Annotated in this window: 20 protein-coding genes; 14 read left to right on the top strand and 6 right to left on the bottom strand. The window is 53.7% G+C overall.

The window, feature by feature from the left end; translation table 11 throughout:
* Positions 1 to 56: 56 nt before the first annotated feature.
* Complete coding sequence (locus ACPUC8_RS23205; RefSeq protein WP_494927462.1) at positions 57 to 1,397, top strand: glycoside hydrolase family 28 protein; 1,341 nt, start codon at positions 57 to 59, stop codon at positions 1,395 to 1,397.
* 121 nt (positions 1,398 to 1,518) lie between these two features.
* Here ACPUC8_RS23205 and ACPUC8_RS23200 read toward each other — a convergent pair whose 3' ends face one another.
* From ACPUC8_RS23200 to ACPUC8_RS23190, 3 genes are all read right to left on the bottom strand, one after another.
* Positions 1,519 to 1,737, bottom strand: coding sequence for a DUF7661 family protein (locus ACPUC8_RS23200; RefSeq protein ID WP_039333941.1), 219 nt, complete (start codon positions 1,735 to 1,737; stop codon positions 1,519 to 1,521).
* Positions 1,731 to 2,267, bottom strand: coding sequence for a GNAT family N-acetyltransferase (locus ACPUC8_RS23195; protein WP_039333942.1), 537 nt, complete (start codon positions 2,265 to 2,267; stop codon positions 1,731 to 1,733). The genes ACPUC8_RS23200 and ACPUC8_RS23195 overlap by 7 nt, the downstream gene beginning before the upstream one ends.
* 284 nt (positions 2,268 to 2,551) lie before the next feature.
* Complete coding sequence (locus ACPUC8_RS23190) at positions 2,552 to 3,115, bottom strand: hypothetical protein (RefSeq protein ID WP_494927461.1); 564 nt, start codon at positions 3,113 to 3,115, stop codon at positions 2,552 to 2,554.
* Between the two features lie 677 nt (positions 3,116 to 3,792).
* On the opposite strand from ACPUC8_RS23190, the gene ACPUC8_RS23185 reads away from it, so the two are divergent.
* The 8 genes from ACPUC8_RS23185 to ACPUC8_RS23150 are packed head-to-tail and all read left to right on the top strand — an operon-like array spanning position 3,793 to position 12,180.
* Complete coding sequence (locus ACPUC8_RS23185) at positions 3,793 to 5,415, top strand: TIGR04028 family ABC transporter substrate-binding protein (protein WP_494927460.1); 1,623 nt, start codon at positions 3,793 to 3,795, stop codon at positions 5,413 to 5,415.
* A gap of 12 nt (positions 5,416 to 5,427) precedes the next feature.
* Positions 5,428 to 6,372 carry an ABC transporter permease gene (locus ACPUC8_RS23180; protein ID WP_494927470.1) on the top strand — a complete coding sequence of 315 codons (945 nt, stop codon included), beginning with the start codon at positions 5,428 to 5,430 and terminating at the stop codon, positions 6,370 to 6,372.
* Positions 6,369 to 7,220, top strand: a complete 852-nt coding sequence (locus ACPUC8_RS23175) for an ABC transporter permease (RefSeq protein WP_039327725.1) — start codon at positions 6,369 to 6,371, stop codon at positions 7,218 to 7,220. The genes ACPUC8_RS23180 and ACPUC8_RS23175 overlap by 4 nt, the downstream gene beginning before the upstream one ends.
* Positions 7,217 to 8,827, top strand: coding sequence for a dipeptide ABC transporter ATP-binding protein (locus ACPUC8_RS23170; RefSeq protein WP_494927459.1), 1,611 nt, complete (start codon positions 7,217 to 7,219; stop codon positions 8,825 to 8,827). The genes ACPUC8_RS23175 and ACPUC8_RS23170 overlap by 4 nt, the downstream gene beginning before the upstream one ends.
* The gene (locus ACPUC8_RS23165; protein WP_494927458.1) at positions 8,824 to 9,828 is read left to right on the top strand and encodes a putative FMN-dependent luciferase-like monooxygenase; all 1,005 of its coding nucleotides are present in this window, start codon (positions 8,824 to 8,826) and stop codon (positions 9,826 to 9,828) included. The genes ACPUC8_RS23170 and ACPUC8_RS23165 overlap by 4 nt, the downstream gene beginning before the upstream one ends.
* An 11-nt stretch (positions 9,829 to 9,839) precedes the next feature.
* Positions 9,840 to 10,937 (top strand): alkylhydroperoxidase domain protein, encoded by a 1,098-nt coding sequence (locus tag ACPUC8_RS23160; RefSeq protein WP_494927457.1) that lies wholly within the window; start codon positions 9,840 to 9,842, stop codon positions 10,935 to 10,937.
* 8 nt (positions 10,938 to 10,945) lie between these two features.
* A complete protein-coding gene (locus tag ACPUC8_RS23155) occupies positions 10,946 to 11,296 on the top strand; it encodes a peptidase dimerization domain-containing protein (RefSeq protein ID WP_039327717.1) in 351 nt (116 codons plus the stop codon).
* 35 nt (positions 11,297 to 11,331) lie between these two features.
* Positions 11,332 to 12,180, top strand: coding sequence for a VOC family protein (locus ACPUC8_RS23150; RefSeq protein ID WP_494927456.1), 849 nt, complete (start codon positions 11,332 to 11,334; stop codon positions 12,178 to 12,180).
* A 26-nt stretch (positions 12,181 to 12,206) separates the two neighbouring features.
* Here the strand turns inward: ACPUC8_RS23150 and fetB are convergent, their stop codons facing one another.
* Positions 12,207 to 12,971, bottom strand: coding sequence for an iron efflux ABC transporter permease subunit FetB (gene fetB, locus ACPUC8_RS23145; RefSeq protein WP_494927455.1), 765 nt, complete (start codon positions 12,969 to 12,971; stop codon positions 12,207 to 12,209).
* Positions 12,958 to 13,626, bottom strand: a complete 669-nt coding sequence (gene fetA / locus ACPUC8_RS23140; RefSeq protein ID WP_494927454.1) for an iron efflux ABC transporter ATP-binding subunit FetA — start codon at positions 13,624 to 13,626, stop codon at positions 12,958 to 12,960. Before fetA ends, fetB begins: the two co-directional genes overlap by 14 nt.
* A 464-nt stretch (positions 13,627 to 14,090) precedes the next feature.
* Between fetA and ACPUC8_RS23135 the strand changes: the two genes are divergently transcribed.
* From ACPUC8_RS23135 to ACPUC8_RS23115, 5 genes are all read left to right on the top strand, one after another.
* Positions 14,091 to 15,227 (top strand): efflux RND transporter periplasmic adaptor subunit, encoded by a 1,137-nt coding sequence (locus tag ACPUC8_RS23135; protein ID WP_494927453.1) that lies wholly within the window; start codon positions 14,091 to 14,093, stop codon positions 15,225 to 15,227.
* Positions 15,224 to 18,307, top strand: a complete 3,084-nt coding sequence (locus ACPUC8_RS23130; protein WP_494927452.1) for an efflux RND transporter permease subunit — start codon at positions 15,224 to 15,226, stop codon at positions 18,305 to 18,307. Before ACPUC8_RS23135 ends, ACPUC8_RS23130 begins: the two co-directional genes overlap by 4 nt.
* Positions 18,304 to 19,008, top strand: coding sequence for a heavy metal response regulator transcription factor (locus ACPUC8_RS23125; RefSeq protein WP_494927451.1), 705 nt, complete (start codon positions 18,304 to 18,306; stop codon positions 19,006 to 19,008). The genes ACPUC8_RS23130 and ACPUC8_RS23125 overlap by 4 nt, the downstream gene beginning before the upstream one ends.
* Positions 18,992 to 20,383, top strand: a complete 1,392-nt coding sequence (locus ACPUC8_RS23120) for a heavy metal sensor histidine kinase (protein WP_494927450.1) — start codon at positions 18,992 to 18,994, stop codon at positions 20,381 to 20,383. The genes ACPUC8_RS23125 and ACPUC8_RS23120 overlap by 17 nt, the downstream gene beginning before the upstream one ends.
* Before the next feature lie 106 nt (positions 20,384 to 20,489).
* Positions 20,490 to 20,777, top strand: coding sequence for a hypothetical protein (locus tag ACPUC8_RS23115; RefSeq protein ID WP_039327702.1), 288 nt, complete (start codon positions 20,490 to 20,492; stop codon positions 20,775 to 20,777).
* Positions 20,778 to 21,107: 330 nt separating this feature from the next.
* Here ACPUC8_RS23115 and ACPUC8_RS23110 read toward each other — a convergent pair whose 3' ends face one another.
* Positions 21,108 to 21,716: an undecaprenyl-diphosphatase gene (locus tag ACPUC8_RS23110; RefSeq protein WP_494927449.1), complete on the bottom strand. Its 609-nt coding sequence runs from the start codon at positions 21,714 to 21,716 to the stop codon at positions 21,108 to 21,110.
* Positions 21,717 to 21,722 lie beyond the last annotated feature (6 nt).

Here is a 21,722-nt window from a genome sequence, read left to right as displayed (position 1 = left end):
CCGCCTCTGGTCTCCGTGTCTGCTGGTCGCACAACTGCCTGATTTTCTGAGGATGCATGAATAAATCGCTAATAACCCTGGTCTGCTGTATTTCTTTTTCATCTTGTTTAGCCCAAGCCGCCTCTTCAGTCTGCCGCCCCCAAGAATTTGGCGGTAAAGCTGATGGCGTCACCCTGAACACCAATGCCATTCAACAAGCTATTCAGCAATGTAGCCAGCGCGGTGGAGGAACGGTTCAACTCTCTCCGGGCCTCTGGTTGAGTGGACCGCTGCAATTACAAACTAATATCACGCTAAAAATTGAAACAGGCGCAACCCTAAAGGCCAGCAATCAGGAAAGGAAATTCATTTCAGCGTTTATTGGGCATCCCGCCAAAGTGAATGAAGCCTTTATCTTTGCCAATAATGTGAACAATGTGGCCATTATCGGTGGCGGCACGTTGGATGGTGATGGAGAGAAAACCTGGTGGCCTGAAGCATTAAAAATACGTGGCGAAGTCAGAGCTGGTAATAAAAAAGTCTTCACCGACCGATTCCCCGGCATTCCTTTGGCGAACGGTGTTCCACGCCCTTGGTTTGTAGAATTTAATGATGTCACTCAGGGTAAGATTGAAAATCTAAACCTCACTAACTCGCCCATGTGGAACATTGTGATTCGCAATAGCAGCGATATTAATGTGAACAAAGTGAAGATCACCAATCCTGTCACCTCACCGAATACTGACGGAATGGACATTGTCTCTTCCCGGAACATTACGGTTTCAAACATGGATATCGCAACGGGCGATGACAATATTGCCATTAAGTCAGGGTTGGTTAACGGAACCGGAGCAGCATCGAAAGACATTACCATCCACGATTCCATGATGCGTGATGGCCACGGAATTTCTGTCGGCAGTGAAACCGCGAACAGTATTGGAAAGGTGACGATCCGTCGCGTCACCTTCCTGAATACGGAAAATGGCGTGCGCATCAAATCAGCCAGGGACAGAGGCAATGCCATTGGCCCGCTTATCGCCAGCCATCTCAACATGTCCAATGTGAATACGCCGATTCTGGTAACCAATAGCTACAGCGGCCAGGCGGGGGCACAGGGGCATACGCTTACCCAGCCGATTGAAACGGCCCCGCTTACTGCTTCAACGCCAAAAATCAAAGGGATAACCATTTCAGATGTCATGGCGACAAAAGCGACCTATGCCATGATTTTCAGCGGCTTGCCGGAGTCCCCCATTCAGGATGTCTCGCTACATAACATCAAGATTGATGCCCGTTATGGCGTTCAGGCAAGATATGTCGCAGGTAAAGGGGATAATGTGAGCGTTTCCGTGAAGGAGGGTTCAACGGTGGAAAAAGGCCCGGATGTGGCACTGCAACTGAATCATGGAGTGGATTAACGGATAGCACGGGGAGATTCACTGGATCAACTTGGGGGCTATGTCCGTTGTGTGCCAATAGCGTAAGTTGAAGGACTTATAGGAAATCGGTTGTAATAGAGGGTGTGAGCCTGACAAATTACTATTCAACACGTTTCACATCAGGATGACGCGCTGTTGCTGCTTCATGAAAAATATCCCCCAGCCAGCCAATGATTTCGTCTTCTGGCATACCGTCCGGAATAGCAATATCGTAAAGCCGGGAAAATTTTCGCTCTGTCAGGTCTGCACGAAATATCAGCCAGCGATCACCTTCGCGCTTGATCCCAATGTGTCGTCCGAATACGTTGTAAATCAACATAATTGTTTATCCCAATCGGCGTGGGTCAATGTAAACAGCAGACTGGCTGGCGAATTTTTAACATCATGAATGTCCCGTACATACCTGAGTCCGGCATTCGTTAGGACTTTCTGCGATGCCAGATGATTTGCTCTTACTGTGGCAGAGATATCTGGCAGTTCCAGTTCATTAAACCCATAGCTGACTGCATAGTTGGCAAACTCTGTCGCCAGGCCTTTTCCCCAGGACTCAGTGGAGAAGCGATATCCCAGGTTATTGATAGTAATATCGGCATAACTTCGGATGCTTAGTCCGCCAAAACCGATAATCCTTTCGGGATTATCCTTTAGCGAGATAGCCCAGTTTCCGAAACCGTAATCTTCCCAGTGTTTAAGCAATCGAACCAATACATCATGGGCATAATCAATATCAGGATACGGTCCCGCAGGATTAAACGTATTTGTGGCAGGATCGCCATAAATTCTGAAAAGGTCATTTCCGTCTGAGTTGATTACAGGGCGAAGATGCAGTCGAGAAGTAATTATCGGCAAAATATCTCCTGAGTTTTTGATTCGTTAATGAGTTACATTGCTGATTTTATAAACAGAATCCTTCAGGTTCACAACAGGGGTGTTATGTTTAGAATGATGAAAACACTTAGTAGTCATCAATAAACGTCCGCTTCACGCCCTTAAAATCCTCCCTTGGGCAACAACATGCAGTGAGCGAACATGGCTAAGTGACCCGCAGGATCAAGGCACACATCACCAGTGGCACCCACACCCAGAATATGCCGCTGTGACCCAGCAACATGAATCTATCCCCTCACTTTAAATCACATCCCCAGGCGGTAATACTCACCCTCGAACAAGCGCAGAAACCTTATCGCCGACTCCCGCACATATTTCGCCTGATACTCTTTCACAATCAGCTCATGTCGTGGTCTTCTGAAATAGAAATATCCCTCATCTTCATCGTAATAATTAACAAAGTCCTCATAGGCGTCAGTCAAATAACTGACAATGTTTTTGAGAATCCGTGATGGGCCCACCTCATAATAAAAATCCTTAAAGTGTGTTAGCCCGCCCCATACTTCAGCGTCTGATGAAGAGAACGCAATCCTCTTTAAGGCATATCTGACTATCATCGTTTGTAATTCAAACGGTGAGGGATGTGCGATCGCATTATCCAAGAGGAAGGCATCAAAGTAGCGATAGACCTCATATTGAGAAATCGCTTTGTCGAAACCCAAGGAGGCAAGGATAAGTACATTTTCATTTACGTCAATTTCAGAGAGTCTTTGCTCCGCCCAATCAGTAAATGCGCGCATATCGGCATCCGGAGAGTACGAAAACCGCACTGACAGTAAATCGGCTAAGTCGATATGTTTCTTATCCATAAACTCAATCCTTTTAAACCTTTCGCCAGAAATTTATCAAACCCACTCTGGCATTACCAGAAACCGCCAATCGTTGACACTTAGCCTCCCCTAGCGGCTTAACGTAATTGATGTTGTGCATGCAATTTACAGCCCCCCTAAACCAATGCACCAACCAAACCCGCACTGAAGTATCACAGCAGGCTCTGGCCGATCCGGGGCAGGCATCCGCAGCGCTGAACGGAGTGAGACTGCCAGGAGAGCCCGCAGGACGCGGGCGAAAGGTGGCGCTGGAACATGGATGTTTCATCGGCACCGGTCCGTAAGGCAGACGAGTGAAGTGAAGGCACCGCGTAGCGGCGCGAGGACCGCCAGCCCCGGAGCGGCCAGAGCCTGCGTTATCACCCCACGTGTCACCAGCAATATGAAACCAATTAATAAGTCTCTTCAGAAAACCCTGTTCTCGTGGTTATACAAAAGTGATAAAACAAACCCACCCTAAATAATCCCCTCACCTATCACGCAATAAATTGCCCCCCAACAATTCCTACCATCATTGATGCCATTATTTATTTCACCCTCCCACCGCTATTTACCTTTTTCAGCAAAGCTTAGTGCAATTCATTGGTTCAACTCCGCGGTGCGACATTTGATGATGAATTCAGCCCGCCGGGCTTTTGAATCATAAGGAATTCACCATGACGAAGCATTTTCACTTGCAGGCGCTAAGCTTGGCCCTGCTGACAGGGATCTTTAGCGCACACGCGGCAGACACGCCGGTTAAAGGCGGCAAGCTGGTTTATCTGGAACAGCAGCCGCACACCAACCTCTATCCCCCGGCCGGTGGCTTCTACCCCAACGGCGGCATACTCAATCAAATCACCGACAAACTGACGTGGCAGAACCCGAAAACGCTGCAAGTAGAACCCTGGATTGCCGAAAGCTGGAGCAGCAACGCTGATAAAACCCAATACACCTTCAAAATCCGGCCGGGCGTCACTTTCTCGGATGGCACGCCGCTGGATGCCAATGCCGTAGCGAAAAACTTTGATACTTATGGCCTGGGAAATAAAGCCCAACGCTTGCCAGTATCGGAGGTGATTAATAATTACGATCACAGTGAGGTGATTGATCCGCTGACGGTGAAGTTTTATTTCAAAAAACCTTCGCCGGGATTTTTGCAGGGTACCGCCACCATTGGTTCCGGATTAGTTTCTCTCAGCACGCTACAACGTAGTTTCGATCAACTGGGTGATGCACGCCATATTATTGGTTCCGGGCCTTTTGTTGTCAGTGACGAAAAATTAGGCCGCGAAGTCGACCTCACCGCGCGTAAAGATTATCAGTGGGGGCCAAAAAATATCGCCCAGCAAGGCCCTGCCAATCTGGATGGAATTAAATTTATCGTCACCCCGGAAGACAGCGTGCGTATCGGCGCGTTGCTGGCCGGTCAGGCCGATTTTATTCGTCAGGTACAAGCCTATGACGAAAAACAGGCGCAACAACAAAACTTCCCGATTTATGCCGCGCCGACGCGCGGGGTGAATGACAGCATCAGCTTCCGCCCGGACAATCCACTGGTCAGCGATCTGAAAGTGCGTCAGGCGCTGCTGCACGCCACCAACGCCCAGCAGGTCGTGCAAACGCTCTTCTCACCCAACTATCCGCAGGCCACTTCTGTTATCGCAAACTCTGCGGCGGGTTACGTCAACCTCTCCGACAAGCTGAAATATGATCCTGCGTTGTCCAAAACCTTACTGGATGAAGCGGGCTGGAAAGTCGGCAGTGATGGTATCCGTGAAAAAGACGGCAAAAAACTGGCGTTAGCCATTTATGAATCGTTGCCGCAGCCACAGAACAAGGAAGTCCTGCAACTGGTGGCACAGCAGTGGCGTCAGGTAGGCGTTGCACTGGCGGTTAAAGCCGGGGATGCCGGGAGCGCGACACTGGATAATCTCGATCCGCTCAAAACGCCACTTAACGTCACCGAAGTCGGTCGCGCCGATCCCGATGTCATCAAGAGCAGCTTCTACCCGACCAACCGTAACGTGCTGCTGCAAAAGGGCGGCTCCAGCGACAAGGTACAAAACTTCCGTGACGACAAGCTCAACGCGCTACTGGTGGATATCTCCGCCGAAATCGATCCTGCCAAGCGTTTGGCGCTGACCGGCGATGCACAGCGTTATCTGCTCGATCAGGCTTATGTCATTCCGATTTTCGAAGAGCCACAGGTCTTTGCCGGTGCGCCTTGGTTAAAAGGGGTGAGTTTTGAAGCGGTAGGCCGTCCGTCGTTTTACGGCGCATGGCTGGAAAAACACTAAGGTAGGCCGATGATGCAACGTTCTCTGCTGCGAAGAGTGGGTCAAAGTGCGCTGGTGTTATGGGCCGCTTTTACCCTGTCGTTCTTGCTGCTGCAGGTGCTGCCAGGCGATGCGGTGCTGATTAAGTTTCAGAACCCGGATCTCGGCTTAAGCCCGGATCAAATCGCGGAGATGCGGCTGGCGTATGGCGCAGATAATCCATTGTGGCAGCAGTATCTGCATACGTTCTGGGCGATGCTGCATGGCGATTTTGGCTACTCAGTACAGGCCGGTGTGGCGGTGAGCGATCTGCTCACCAGCAACCTGCCCGCCACACTGCAACTGGCAATGCTTGGTTTTGCCCTCGCCACGCTGATCGCCTTTGCTTTAGCGGCGCTATCGCGCCTGCCCGCATTGCATGCGCTGCGTTCGTTGCTGCAATCGGTGCCTGCACTGTTTATCTCACTGCCGACCTTCTGGCTCGGTATCGCGCTGATTCAACTGTTCTCGTTCCAACTGCGCTGGATACCAGTGATCAACCCCTCGCCTTTACAGGGGTTGATCTTGCCCGTCATCACCGTGGCGATCCCGATCTCCGCGCCACTGGCGCAAATTTTGTTGCGCAGTATCGATCAAGTTTCGACACAGCCGTTTGTCGCGGTAGCGCGTGCGAAAGGTGCCAGCCAGAGCCGCGTACTGTGGCGACATGTGATGCGTAATGCATTGTTACCCGTGCTCAACGTGGCGGGTTTACTGCTGGGCGAACTGATTGCGGGCGCGTTAATCACCGAAACGGTGTTTGGTCTGAGCGGTATCGGCCAACTGACGCAGCAAGCGGTCAACAATCAGGATGTCGCGGTACTGCAAGCGGTGGTGATGATCTCTGCATTGGCCTTTGTGCTAATAAACCTGCTGGTCGATGCGCTGATGCCGCTGTTCGATCCGCGTCTGCAACCTATTGCGGGAGGAAGCCGATGAGCCTCGTCGATTACGCCAGTGCTCGCCAGCGCGCGACACGTCAACAGCGCGTATGGCGCATCCAACCGGGTTTGTGGCTGGCATGGGCGGTTATGCTGCTGGCGCTGCTGGCAGCTTTCGCGCCCGGTCTGTTTACCCACTACAACCCCACCCAAGGCATTGTGGGGGCACAGCGTTTGCCTCCGCAGGCCACCTATTGGCTGGGCACCGATCAACTGGGGCGAGATCTGTTTGCACGCATCGTGTACGGAGCTTCTCAGTCGCTGGCGGCGGCATTTGCCGCTGTGGCGATGGGCTTGATTGGCGGAACCACACTGGGCGTACTCGCCGGTGCCGTCGGCGGTCGAACAGAAAACAGCCTGATGCGACTGGTGGATGTACTGCTCTCTATCCCTTCCCTGCTGCTTTCCTTGAGCGTGCTGATTTTACTGGGATTTGGCACCGTCCACGCTGCACTGGCTGTAGGTATCGCCTCCATCGCCAGTTTTGCGCGACTGGCGCGTGGTGAAGTGGTACGCGTGCGGCGCAGCGAATTTGTTGAAGCCGCTTATGGCAGCGGCGGCAGCTTCGGGCATGTCCTGTGGCGACATATCTTACCCAACTCGTTAACGGCGGTGATCGCCTTTGCCGCCTTGCAGTTCGGTCAGGCGATTCTGGCTCTCTCCACCTTGAGCTTCCTTGGATACGGCACCCCGCCCCCGACGCCGGAGTGGGGTTTACTGATCGCTGAGGGGAGAAACTATCTGGCCACGGCCTGGTGGCTCACCACTTTTCCCGGCATCGTCGTGGTCGCTGTGGTGCTGGCTGCCAATCGAATTAGTCATCACATTGCGGGAGGTGATGCATGAGTGCATTACTCGCCATAGAAAACCTGACCCTCAGTTACCGGCAAAAAAACGCCTGGCGTCAGGTGGTGCATAACGTCAGTTTTGAATTACAAGCCGGTGAAATGGTGGCGCTGGTCGGCGAATCGGGCTCGGGCAAAACCACTACAGCGCAAGCTATCATCGGCCTGTTGGCGGAAAACGGCCGCCGCGACAGCGGAAAAATTCTGCTGAATGGCACCGATATTGCCAACTGGTCAGCCAAACGCATGGACAGCCTGCGCGGCGTCACCATAAGCCTTGTACCACAGGATCCGGGCAATTCACTCAACCCGGTAAAAACCATCGGCGATCAGGTGGGTGAGATGCTGCAACTGCATCAGAAACTCAGCAAGCCGCAACGCCAGCAGCGGGTGCTGGAGTTGCTGGAGAAAGTTGGGCTGAGCCATCCTGAACAGCGATTGAAACAGTATCCTCACCAGCTTTCGGGCGGCATGAAACAGCGCGTATTGATCGCCATTGCGCTAGCCTTACGCCCACAATTGATTATTGCAGATGAGCCCACCAGCGCCCTCGATGTGACGGTGCAAAAACGCATTCTCGATCTGCTGGATGTATTGCGCCGTGAATCTGGCACTGCGGTACTGTTCGTGACCCACGATCTGGCACTGGCGGCAGAACGTGCCGATCGCCTGTTGGTGTTTCGTCATGGTGAAGTTCAGGAACAGGGTAACGCGGCAAAGGTTATTCATGCGCCACAACATCCCTATACGCGACAACTGCTGCAGGATGCCTCTCCGGGAGCGGGCTCACTGGCGTTCCCGGCACAGGTAAAATTCTCGACGCCAGCGATCCAACTGTCCGCTATCAATAAACACTTCTCGCTGGGCAAACAGCAGCAGTTACAGGTCGCGAAAGACGTGAGCGTCACCGTGGTACGTGGCAGCACGCATGCGCTGGTCGGCGAGTCGGGTTCAGGCAAAACCACGCTGGCGCGCATACTGCTGGGTTTTGAACAGGCGGACAGCGGGCGCGTGGTGATCGACGGCATTGATGCCAGCGCGCTGCGCGGTGAGGCGCAACGCCAGCTACGCCGCAAAATACAGTTCGTGTATCAAAACCCGTTCGCCTCACTCGATCCGCGCCAAACGTTGTTTGCGATTATCGAGGAACCCCTGCGTAACTTTGAAAAAATCAGCCGCGAGCAGCGGCGCCAGCGTGTGGTGGCAGTCGCACAGCGTGTAGCCTTACCGCTGGAGCTGTTAACACGCAAACCGCGAGAACTCTCCGGCGGGCAACGCCAGCGGGTCGCGATTGCCCGCGCGCTGGTGCTGGAACCGGCGATTTTAGTGCTGGATGAAGCGACGTCGGCGCTGGATGTCACCGTACAGGCGCAAATCCTGCAACTTTTGCAGCAACTACAACAAGAGCTGGGATTGACCTATCTGTTTATCACCCACGACCTTGCCACGGTACGACGCATCGCACACAGCGTCACCGTGTTGCGCGCGGGGGAAGTGGTCGAGCAAGGTGACACCGTCACGCTATTTACTGCGCCACAACACCCTTACACCCGCTCACTGATTGATGCCATTCCCGCTTTTCGACCGCTGATTAAGGAGTCCGCATGACGCGCAAACGTATTGGATTTTTCACCCGTCTATTGGATGACACCTCAGCGCAACAGCGATATCGCCTGGCAACCGAACAGATTCAGCACGCAGAACGTCTGGGATTCGACAGCGCCTGGATCGCTCAGCACCACTTTCATGAAAAGGAAGGTGGATTGCCATCACCGCTGGTGTTCCTGGCACACGTGGCAGCACACACGCGCACCATCCGCCTGGGCACAGGCATCATTACGCTGGCGATGGAAAACGCGTTACGCGTGGCGGAAGACACTGCAGTACTGGATTTGCTCAGTAATGAACGCTTAGAAGTGGGATTGGGTTCTGGAGGCACCGCGACGTCGTTTTTGCCCTTTGGTTTAACCCTCGAACAGCGTGCCGAGGTGTTCGCTGATCACCTGCACACGCTGCTCAGCGCCTGGCGCGGCGATACTCTGGCTCACCCGGATAACCATCTTTACCCGGCAGCGCCCACGCTGGCGCAGCGCGTATGGATTGCCACCTTCTCCGTGGAGGGCGCAACGCGTGCCGGGGCCGCCGGTCACGGCTTGATGTTGTCGCGTACGCAACCCCGCCCTGCGGGTCAGCCTGATTTACCGCTGGATGCGATACAAAATCCAATGATTGATGCCTATTTAGCGGCACTGCCTGAAGGAGTTGCGCCACGCATTCTCGCCTCACGTACCGCCTTTGTTGCCGACTCCAGTGATTACGCGCGGCGACTGGCGGAACCCGGATTGCAGCGTCAGGCACAGCAGTTCCAGGCCGCCGGACACGTTATCACCGGCACGACACTGGAGAGCCATGCGCGCCAACTGGATGCCCATTTTGGCGATGCCCCCAGCGTGCTCACCTCGTTGCTGGCTGATTCGACGCTGCGCCGCGCCACCGATATCACCTTCCAGGTGCACTCTATCGATCCGCCACACGCAGACATTCTGCGTTCTATTGAATTGATCGCTGATCACATTGCCCCCGCGCTGCGCGCCTTGGGTGATGCTTAACCGGAGAAAACATGTCTGAATCCATTGATTTACTGGCCGCACTGGCGGATATCGATCCCGCCTCAGAACTGGCCAAAGCACGCGCGGAGCGGCATGCAGCCACCCTGCATACGCAAGGCAGTTATGATGTTTTATTTGGGCAGGATGACGCTGACCTTCCGCTGCCATGGCGTTTTGTCCTGGCTGCACAGGTCGCGGCCTGGCACGGTGCCACCCGTTTACAAGCGCACTACCAGCAGCAGGGGAGCGCGAGTACTGATGATGCCCGTTTTGCTGTGGGTCGCGCCTTTGCCGAGCGCTTGAGTCTGCACCCCGTCGATGCCACGCCGCAACACATCCAGAATTTACAACAGGCGGGCTGGACGCCACGCGGCATCGTCACGCTGGCGCAATTGGTTGCTTTTGTCAGCTTCCAGAGTCGTTTGCTGACGGGTTTGCGTCTGCTGAATGGCGAACAGACTGAAGCGCAACCGCATGCCGTGGCGGGAAAATGGCACGATGCGCCACTGACGCTAAGTGGCCAAACCGCCCTCACCGCCTTTACTCAGCAGGAACTGGGTTGGGAACCCTGGCTGGCGGCCAAACCGCTGAGCGAATTCAGCGACCAAGAGCAGGCCACACTGAAAAAGAATGGCCACAGTGATTCCGACTATTTCCGCCTGTTGGCGCGGAATCTGCCGTTGCTGGAACAGCGCACACTCACAGACAAAGGCATCTTTTATACGCCTGGCGGATTGTCCCGCGCCGAACGTGAGCTGGCGGCCACCGTGGTCAGTAAGGTGAATGGCTGCATTTACTGCGCCTCAGTGCATGCGCGCAAAGCCAGCCAGTTATCGAAAGATGAGCCAGCGGTACAAAAATTGCTGAATGTCGTGCCCGGCGCAGAACTGGCGCACGGTCAAAACGCGCGTTGGGCAGCGATCATTGATCTGGTGGCGTCCCTCTCCATCACCCCCGCTGCCGCGAGTCTGCAACAGTTAGAAGCATTGCGCGATCAGGGATTGAACACACTGGCGTTGCTGGATGTCATTCAGTCTGCAGCTTTCTTCGCGTGGGCGAACCGATTGATGTTGACGCTGGGCGAACCCTTTTTACCTGAACACGTTTAAGGATGACCATGACAGGGCAATTCACTTCAGCAGAGCACTTTCACATCACCCTGACAGGCAAAGGCGCGCATGCTGCCAGACCGCATGAAGGTATCGATGTGATTGTGATTGGCAGTCACATCATCTCTGCATTGTATGCACTGCCGGGACGCAGTGGACCGTTGGCACTCGGTATTACGCGTTTAAGCGCAGGTAACAGCTGGAATGTGCTGCCACAAACCGCAGAGATCGAAGGCATCGTCGAGGGTCAAAGCGCACAGCACGCGGCGCAAATCACCACCTTAATCAGCGGCATTGCCGCCGGTTTTGGCGCAACCAGCGAGATTCACTGGCAGCCAACCGAGACGAGCACAGCGTAATGGGTGCAGCAACGATGAGAGCAAGGAGGAAAGCGATGGCTATTTCAGTACCGACTCCCCGTCTGGATCATGTCGTGATTAACGTGGCAGATCAGCTTGATGCGGCCAGTGCACTGTTCAGGCGGCTTGGCTTTCAACTGACCGAACGCGGCCATCACTCATTGGGCTCCAGTAATCACCTGGCGGTTTTCAATGATAATTACCTTGAGCTGCTGGGTTATGAGGCTGGCCGCGGTAATCTGCGTCAGGATCTGTGGCAGTCACCGATCGGTCTGAGTGGTCTGGTGTGGAAAACCGACGATGCCGATGCCGTGTGGCGTTATCTGGAGAGCCAGGATATTGATGACGAGCAACCTGCCAGTTTCTTCCGACCCGTTCAGTTGCCAGACGGCAGTGAAGATCAGGCACGTTTTCGCACCGTGCGTCTGCGTCCGGCGCTGGTGCCCAATGGCCGCAGCTTCTTCTGTCAGCATGAGACACCGCATGCGGTATGGCAGAATGCGTGGCGTCAGCACCCTAACGGCGTGAGCGATATTATCGAGTTTGTCGTAGTGGCGCAGGATCCCGCCGCCGCCGCCCTGCCGTATAGCCGCTTGTTTGGCGCTGACAAACTTACTGCCTGTCAGGAAGGGGCATTCGTATTGAAAGCGGGTGTCGCAACCGTGCGTTTCGCGGCTGCGCATTATGTCACGCAGCGCTTTGCGGGATTGCCACTTGACTACGATGGCAGCCCGCGCATGGCGGGATTGAGTCTGCGCACCCACGATTTGCGTAAGGTGAAAGCCAGCCTACTGCTGGGGGATGTGCCGTTCCAGGAAGAGGAGTCCGCGATTATCGTGGGCCCGGAACAGGCGTTTGGTGTGGCGCTGCGTTTTGAGCAGTAAGTTGCGGGCGGCCCAAGGGCCGCACCCTACATGACTTTCAGCTGCGCACGCGTCGTGTAAAAACGCCGATACGACAAGTACGCGGCGATGATGGTCGATAAACTGGCGGTACCGATTAGCATAAAAGTCACCATAATCTGATACTTGATCGCTTTGACCGGATCGATACCGGCGAAAATCAATCCCGACATCATGCCTGGCAAACTCACCAAACCCACGGTTTTCGCCGCATCGACCGTTGGGATCATTGACGCGCGAATACTGTCACGAACCAACTGGGCGGAAGCCAGTTTCACCGACGCCCCTAAACTCAGCATCTCAAGAATTTTTTGCCGATTGTCACTGAAGCGCTGGTTGAGGTTGCTGTAGCACAACCCCACCGCCACCATGGCGTTGCCCGCAATCATGCCCGAGATTGGGATTACCTGCATCGGGATGAACTCAATCGCGCCGCTGAGTACCAGAATCGTCAAAGTCAATGTGGTGCCGGTGGTGATGGCGATAAACGAGATCAGCATGGCATGGTCAATATTACGGCTGCGTTTGCGTGCGTTTAACGCCGCATTGACGCAAATAAACAGCACCATCAGGATGGTCAACCAGCGGTTGTTGAGGTCAAAAATTGACTTCAACACATAACCCACAATCACCAACTGCACGATGGCGCGGCACACGCTCCAGATAATATCTTTGCTCATGCCGAGCTTCTCTTTCTGGCTGATGATCAACGCAATCACCACCAGCATCAGCGAAAGTAACAATGAGCTATCGGTAATATTATGCTGACTCATGAGTCTCTCCCGTTTCAGGGGCTGTTAGCCGCAACACGTTCTTCGCATCACTAATTTCCTTGGGATCATGACTGATCCACACCACTGCCAGTTGTTGTTGCTCGACCTGTTGCTGAATCAGGTTGTGGATCACCGCTTTGTTCTCTTCATCCAGCGCGCTGGTGACCTCATCTAACAGCAGGACCTTGGGTAAAAATTGCAGATTACGCAGCAAGCCGACCCGTTGCTTCTCTCCGCCAGAGAGTTGATCGACCTTTTTATCCAGCATATCGGCTGTAAGATGCACACTTGCCAGAGAGGCCATCAGCGTGTCACGTGATGGTCGCTGCTGACGTATCTGCCACGGCAAGGCCAGATTGTCATACACCGTGTCGCCAAACAGCTGTGGCGTCTGGAAGCAATACGAAACCTGTTGGCGATAGTGTTCCGCTCTCAGCGAGTTGATGTCGCGATTTTCAAAACGAATTTGCCCCGCTGTCGGAGCCAGTAATGAAGCCAGAATCTTCAACAACGTACTTTTGCCACTGCCTGAGGGCCCGGTGAGCAGCAGAAAATCACCGGCCTTGAGTCGCAGGGAAACGGGTGCCAGCAAGGTTCGACCTTGCACGGCGTAAGTGATCCCCTGTACATCAAGCAGGGGGAAATCGGTGGTCATGTTCGATTCCAAAAATGAGTTGGGCTATTCAGGTCGTGTGGCATTTTCATTCGCCTGGCCACGTTTCAGCGTGACTGATTCTATACAGTTTGCTCAGGCTTTCCAGAGTGGCGGCCTAAACGCCGCCTTTCCCCGCGCTATCGTACAAACTTCCCCCATCCCCTAAGGTTGAATTAATCTTGCTTCGCGAAAATAGCCTCATCATCACGAGGATATTTTTAATGAAATCGATTTTTGCCCGTCCCGCCAGCGAATATCTGGCTGTTGCACTGAGCCTGTTCGCCGTTGTGAGTTTCCTGACGCTCTGGTTCACCCGCTAATACGCCACGCTGTGGCGTTTTTTCTTTTTACCGCACTGATGCACCGGTATTCCAATAGATGACAAATTTGTCATCTGCCGCTTCCCATTCTGTTCGGTGGCCTTCGATAAACTCGTAAAAAATAAAACCGTTAATTGAGGCACCATGGATCTTCAATCCAAACCCACACTGCTGCTGATGGTCGGCTTGATCATCGGCGGCAGCGGCTGGTATTTCTGGCCAAAACAGCAGGCCGATGCTGCCGTTAAATCCCCCGCAGCCCCCGTGCTGGTCAGTATGATCAGTGCCACAGTCAAACCTCTACCGATCACGCTCACCACTCAGGGCCACGTTGTTCCGTTGAACCAGGTCGATATTCAGGCACAGCTCACCGGCACGGTAAAAAGCGTGGATTTCCATGAAGGGGATTTCGTGAAAGCCGGGCAACTGCTCTTCACCCTGGATGATGCCAGTCAGCATGCGGCCTACGATCGTGCCGTGGCGGCGGCAGGTGAATCCAAAGCCTTGCTGGTGAAGGCGCAAAACGATCTGCAACGTGGTCGTCAGTTAAAGGCCAAAAACTACATTTCATTGGCTGACTGGGATACCTTGCAAAGCAACCTGAAGCAGTATCAGGCCCAATATCAGGCAGCGCAGCAGGATGTGCAGACCGCACAGGTCAACCTCGGATACACCCGCATTACCGCACCAGCCAGCGGCAAAACGGGCGCGCTGAATGTGCACCCTGGCAGTCTGGTTCAACCGGGTAGCACCCTGCCGCTGGTGTCATTGATCCAGTTCGATCCGATTGGCGTGGCCTTTACACTGCCTGAGAACGATCTCAAACCGGTGCTGGCTGCTCAAGCGCAAGGCTCGGTAACGGTTTGGGTGGAGGATGCCAGCGGTAAACCGACATCCGGCACGCTGGATTTTATTGATAACAGTGTCAGCACCACCAGCGGCACCATCACGCTTAAAGCGCATTTCAATAATCAGCAGCATCTACTGTGGCCCGGCCTGTTCCAGAACGTCAAAGTGGATGCCGGTGTCACGCCAGACGCCGTGGTCCTGCCGCCACAGGCCGTACAAAATGGCCCAGACGGACATTTTGTTTACATCATCGACCCGCACCACCAGGCACAAGCACAGGCCGTTACGTTGTTACGCGTGCAGCAATCCATGGCCGTGATCAGTGGACTTCCTCAAGGAACCAAAGTGGTCAATGAAGGGGCCAATAACCTGCGCCCTGGCATGACGGTACAGATCGCCAGCAACATCGATAAGGCAGTAATGCAGCCATGACCTTCACTGAACGTTGTTTACAACGGCCGATTGCCGTACTGCTGTTATGGATCGCCGTGATGGTGGCAGGCGCGGTGTGCTGGCAGCATTTGCCGGTTGCGGCGCTGCCCACTTTTGATACGCCCACTATCAAAGTCAACGCATCGCTTTCCGGTGCCAGCCCGGAAACCATGGCCTCCTCAGTGGCCACACCGCTGGAAAAGAACCTCGCGACCATTCCGGGGGTGGCGACCATGACATCGACCAACCTCGAAGGGGCGACCACCATTGTGCTGGAGTTCGATCCCTCGGTGAACATCGATTCGGCATCAGTCGATGTGCAGGCCGCACTCTATCAGTCACTCAAAAAACTGCCGTCGCAGATGACCACGCCACCGACCTTTCGCAAGGTCAATCCGGCGGATGCGCCGATAGCGCAGATCAGTCTGGATTCACCCTCCATGACGCTCTCCGATCTCAACCGCTATTCGGATGACCTGATCTCGCCATCGCTGTCGATGATCAAAGGGGTGGCGGAAGTCACGGTCATCGGGCAGAAACGTTATGCGGTGCGGGTAGAAGTGGACCCGGCAAAACTCGCCGCCACCAACATGACGCTGGAAGAGCTGCATACGGCGCTGAAGGCCGTCAACGACAACTCCCCGGTGGGTGAACTGGATGGCAAACGCCAGATGATGATGCTGCAAACACGTGGCGATCTGCGCAATGCCAGCGATTTCAGTCAGGTGGTGGTCGCCACGCGTAATGGTCAGCCGGTCAGGCTGGCCGATATCGCCAGCGTGCAGGACAGCATTGAAAACACCCTAAGCCACAGTGCGGTCAATAACCACACCGCGATTGTGCTGAGCATTACCCGCCAGCCCGGCGCAAATCTGGTGGCGACACTGGATACCATCAAACAGCTGTTGCCAAAGTTACAGCAGCAAATGCCAGCTTCCGTGCACATGCAGTTGCTCAATGATCGGTCAATTTCGGTCCGCAACGCCATTCACGATGTCAATCTCACCCTGTTGCTGACCATTGCGTTGGTGATCATGGTGATTCTGCTGTTCTTGCGCCACGTGCGTGCCACCGTGATCCCCGCCTTGAGCGTACCGATTTCACTGCTGGGATCTTTTGGCCTGATGTACGCCTTTGGCCTGAGCCTCGACAACATTTCCTTGATGGGCCTGACCATCGCCGTTGGGCTGGTGGTGGATGACGCGATCGTGGTGCTGGAAAATATCATGCGCTACATCGAGCAGGGAGAGGATCCTAAGCACGCCGCATTAAAAGGCGTGCGTGAAGTTGGCTTCACGGTGATCTCCATCTCGCTCTCGCTGGTCGCCGTGTTTATCCCGATCTTCTTTATGCCCGGCACCATGGGGCTGCTGTTCCACGAATTCGCCTGGGTGGTGTCGTTAGCCATTCTGGTCTCAGCCGCGGCATCATTGACCATTATTCCGCTGTTAGTGCCGATGCTGATGCGTCACGATCCCCATCACGATAAACCTGAACCGGCGTGGAGCCGCGTGTTCGAGCAGGCTTTTGAACGCCTTCGCCAGTGCTATGCACGCGGTCTGGAGTGGGCGGTTGATCACCGTGCCGTCACGCTGTCGGTGGCCGCCCTGACGGTTGCACTGACCGCCTGGCTGTATATCAGCGCGCCCAAAGGGTTCTTCCCGCAAGAGGATATTGGCCAGGTCACGGCGAATATCGATACGCCACAGGATATGTCTTACGACGCACGTAAAGACGTGGCGTTCCAACTCGGCAACACGCTGTTGAAAGACGGGGCCGTCGCGACACTCGTCACTAAAGTCGATCACGATACCACGCAGTTGAATATCACCCTTAAAGATGCCAGCCAGCGTCCAGCAATGACGCAGGTGTTGCAGCAGATGCGCGCAGAAACACACTTTTTGCCGGGTATTCAGGTGTTCTTCAGTCCGGTACAGAACTTTAAGGTGGGGGGCCGTGCGGCAAAAAGTAGCTACCAGTACACGCTGCAATCGGTGAGCAGCAGTAGCGGACTGAGCCTGAACGACTACACCAACCAACTGATGGCGGAGATGAACAAAAGCGGTGTGTTTGTCGGCGTGAACAGTGATGCCCAGCTCAACGGATTGCAGGCGCAACTGACCATTGACCGCAATAAAGCTTCGTTGCTGGGTGTTGATCTCGACCAGATCCGCAGCAATCTGTATGCCGCCTTTGGCACCTTGCAGGCTTCTACCATCTATGCGCCGGAGGACAGCTATGAAGTGATCCTCGAAGTCCAACAGCCATTCCGGCAGAACGAAAGCGATCTGTCGCAAATCTACGTACGCTCTTCTGCGGGCGATCTGCTGCCATTGTCCACCTTCACGCATATCAGCCGAGTGCAGGGCGTCACGGCTGTCAATCATCAGGGACAATTACCCGCCATCACCATCTCCTTTGACCTGGCACCCGGTAAATCACTGTCTGATGCCACGCAGGCAATCAGCCAGGCGGAGAGCGCCATCAATCTCCCTGCCACGGTCTTTGGCCAATATGCCGGACAAGCCGCACTCTACCAGCAGTCGCAGAGCAGTCAGGTCTGGTTGATCGTGCTGGCACTGGCGGTGATCTATGTGATTCTTGGCATGCTGTATGAAAGCTGGATTCACCCCGTCACCATTCTGCTTGGTTTACCCTCCGCCGCGGTAGGTGCCTTGCTGGCGTTACGGCTGATGGGATTGGATCTGACCTTCATCGCCATGATTGGCATTTTGCTGCTAATCGGCATCGTGAAAAAGAACGCCATCATGATGATTGATTTTGCCTTGTCAGCGCAGCGCGAACAGGGCCTGAGTGCGCATGACGCGATTACGCAAGCCTGCCTCCAGCGTTTCCGTCCGATCATGATGACCACCCTGTGCGCCATTATGGGTGCGCTACCTATTGCCTGTGGCTGGGGGGCGGGTGCTGAACTACGCCAGCCGATGGGCGTGGCAGTTGTCGGTGGGCTGGTGTTCTCGCAATTCATTACCTTGTTTATTACGCCGGTGCTTTACCTGCTGTTTGACCGTACTGGCGCACGTCTGGACACCCTCACCCATGCGACGGAGGAATCATGAGACTGTTATTAGTAGAAGATCAGCAAATGGCGGCAGATTACATTGCCAAAGGGCTGCGCGAGAATGACTTTGTCGTGGATGTCGCTGCTAACGGTATCGATGGTTTGCACCTGCTGCTGACGCACGATTACGACCTGGCTATCCTGGATGTGATGCTGCCGGGGATTAATGGCTGGAAGCTGCTGGAGATGGCGCGACAGGCCGATCGCACCACACCGGTGATGTTTCTGACTGCCCGTGACGATGTAGAAGACCGGGTCAAAGGGCTGGAATTGGGTGCAGAAGATTATCTGATTAAGCCTTTTTCGTTTAGCGAGCTGCTGGCACGCGCACGGGTGATTCTGCGTCGCCAGACGCCCAGCGCTGTCATGAGCAGTGACGAATCGCAGTTGCAGATTGGCGGCTTGGTGTTGGATGTGGTGAAACACAAAGTCTCCCGCGAAGGGAATCGCATCGAGCTGACACAAAAGGAGTTTTTATTGCTCAGCCTGTTAATGCGACGCAGCGGCGAAGTGCTGTCTCGCACCGTGATAGCGGAACAAGTGTGGGACATGAATTTCGATCCCGAAACCAACGTCATTGACGTGGCGATCCGCCGTTTACGCGGCAAAATTGACGATAATTACCCCGTCAAACTGCTGCATACCATTCGCGGTGCCGGCTATGTATTAGAAGAGAAAGCGCATGCTGATACCCCGTAACGTCCCGATCACCGTTCGTCTCACGCTGTTCTTTTCACTGGCGATGGCCATTGTGCTGTATAGCGTCTCGGGATTGCTGTATCAGACGCTGCGCGACCAGTTGAATAGTAAAGATGTCAATGAGTTGCGGAGCACATTGCAGTTCCAAAAAGAGATTGCCAGTACCATCAGTGAGCGACAAGGACCGCAGGAACAGTGGCAAAAGGAGTTATTCGAGTTTATTGCCGAGCAGGATCGGCTCTCGCTGCGCATCATCAGTCCTGACGGGAAAGTCTGGTCACAATCGCAAAACATGCGCGTGCCACAAGATGTTTACCCTGCCCCAACCGCTGATTTTAACTACCTTGGCTGGAAGCATCATGATGGCGAGTCACATGAAAAGTATTTGATTACTGCCACTACGTTTACCCTGAAAGATCAGGAGCTGTGGACGGTGCAAGCGGCACTGAATGTTTCACGTAACAATGAGATCATCGAGAATTATTGGGCGCGGATGCAACTGGCCGCGGCGTTAGCAATTCTCCTGTTTGCCGCCTGCGGCTACGGATTGGCGCGCCGTGGGTTACGTCCATTGCGTATCATTAGCCGTCAAATTGAAACCATCAACGTGGAAGAATTACACACGCGCCTGGCAACAGAACGCTGGCCATCAGAGTTAGTGGTGTTAGCCTCCTCTTTCGACAGCATGCTGACGCGGCTGGAAGCGTCTTTTGCCCAACTGACACGCTTTTCTTCCGACCTCGCGCATGAGTTGCGCGCACCGATCAATAATCTGATTTCCGCAGCCAGCGTGACCTTAAACCAGCCGCGCAGCACAGTGGATTATCAGGAGACGCTGGAAGCGATTGTCGAAGAAGGTGAACGCCTGTCGCGTACGGTCTCCTCAATGCTGTTTCTGGCGCGCGCCGATAACAGCCGCGAGCCTATGAAAAAAGAGCGACTGAATAGCGCCTGTGAATTCCGCCGCCTGATTGGTTTTTACGACATTCTGGCTGAAGAGAAAAATATTACGTTAACGCAGCAGGGTGAGGCGTTATTTCTGGCCGATCCCCTGCATTTTCAGCGCGCCATGGCTAATCTGCTCTCTAACGCGCTGCATTATACCCCTGCTGGCGGGAAAATTAGTCTGCGTGTCATAAGAGAAAATAGCTGGCTTCATTTTAGCGTCGAAGATAATGGTGAAGGTATTTCGCCTGAGCATATTCCCTTTTTATTCGATCGTTTTTATCGTGTTGATGCTTCACGTACCAGCACGGAAAATACCGGCTTAGGTTTAGCGATTGTGAAAACCATCACAGAGTTACACGGTGGAAAAGTCGCTGTAATCAGCACGCCAGGTAAAGGCAGTACGTTTACCCTTTCCCTTCCGCAATAATATTACCCTGTCAAAATTGTCATCTTCGGGTTTGTGTCTGGTCACCGTCACAGTGAGAAAATAGGACTATCAACACAACAGTCCTTTTATCCACGAGGTGATATATATGAAACAGAAATTAGTCATGATGCTGTTAGCCGCTTTTTCTTTGCTGGCCGTAACGCAGGTAGAAGCCAATATCGGTGTGGAACGTACGGCGAATACGTGGCTATTAACGCCTGCCAGTTGGCATCCTGGCACCCCCAATAAACTGTACGAGAATTATCCCTTCGATTTAGGAGAGAAAAAAATCAATATGGGTGACGAGGATCAACCTCGCCACTTTGATAATGATAACAACCTGCATCCGCTGACCGATAAATCGGTACATTCACCGGTCTATCAGCAGCAATAATAGGATGCGATAACGGCCACCCCAGCATGCATTAGCTGGGGTGGCTTTCATACCGCCCGCGGACGCAGCCACCACCACAACGCGGGCAAACTCAAATAGAGCGCAATCATAATTGAGGTAAAAAGATCGCCATCGCAATATATACCCGAAATAATTCGAGTTTCAGGAGGGCGGCAATTGCAAGAATCCTCAGGAGCTTACTGAAGTAAGTGACTGAGGTGAATGCACGCAGCCAACGCACCTGCACCAAGAGTAGGCCTCATGAGGGGACTTGAATTATGAAGGGTATAGGGATTGCGTAAAAATCGCATGAGTATCGTCACCGGTAAATTAATGCTTAACGCGAATCAGTTTTAAACGACCCAATAAAAAAACATTTAGATCGCAGAGTTTGTTAAACAGCGGCGTGAGCAGATATTCGCATTGCTTCACTGCCCATGCACAGAACAAGGCCACCAGCGCAGAGCCCAACATATCCGCTGGGAAATGCACACCCATATAGATTCGGCCCCAGGCAATAAACAGGCTGATACATAACAACACCACGCCAGACATTAGCCGTTGGCTCAGCAATAAACTAAACGTAATCGCACATGCCAACGTCATATGGTCGCTCGGGAACGAAGCATCTGCCACGTGAGCAATAAAAGTGTGGCCGATGGGCACCATAAAAGGGCGCGGATGCGGGAAAAAATCCCCTATCAGCACATTAATACTCAATGCGATGAATGACGTCACCAACGCTAACAACGAGACCTGCTGTTTTTCCCGGTTGAAACTAAACCAATAGATCAACAAAGCCAGCGGATAAATCAATATGAGCCAGGTCGCACAGACATTGCCGAAATGAAGCATCGCTGACGAAGCCTGTGCTGGCGCATTAAGCAGTAGAAAAACCGTATCATTAATATTTTCCGCGCTCTCGGACGTCAGAAACATACCTAT

Source organism: Pantoea sp. CFCC18177 (genome assembly GCF_059412425.1).
Note: the sequence above shows the minus strand (reverse complement) of the source record. Positions and strands in the feature narration are given on the sequence as shown.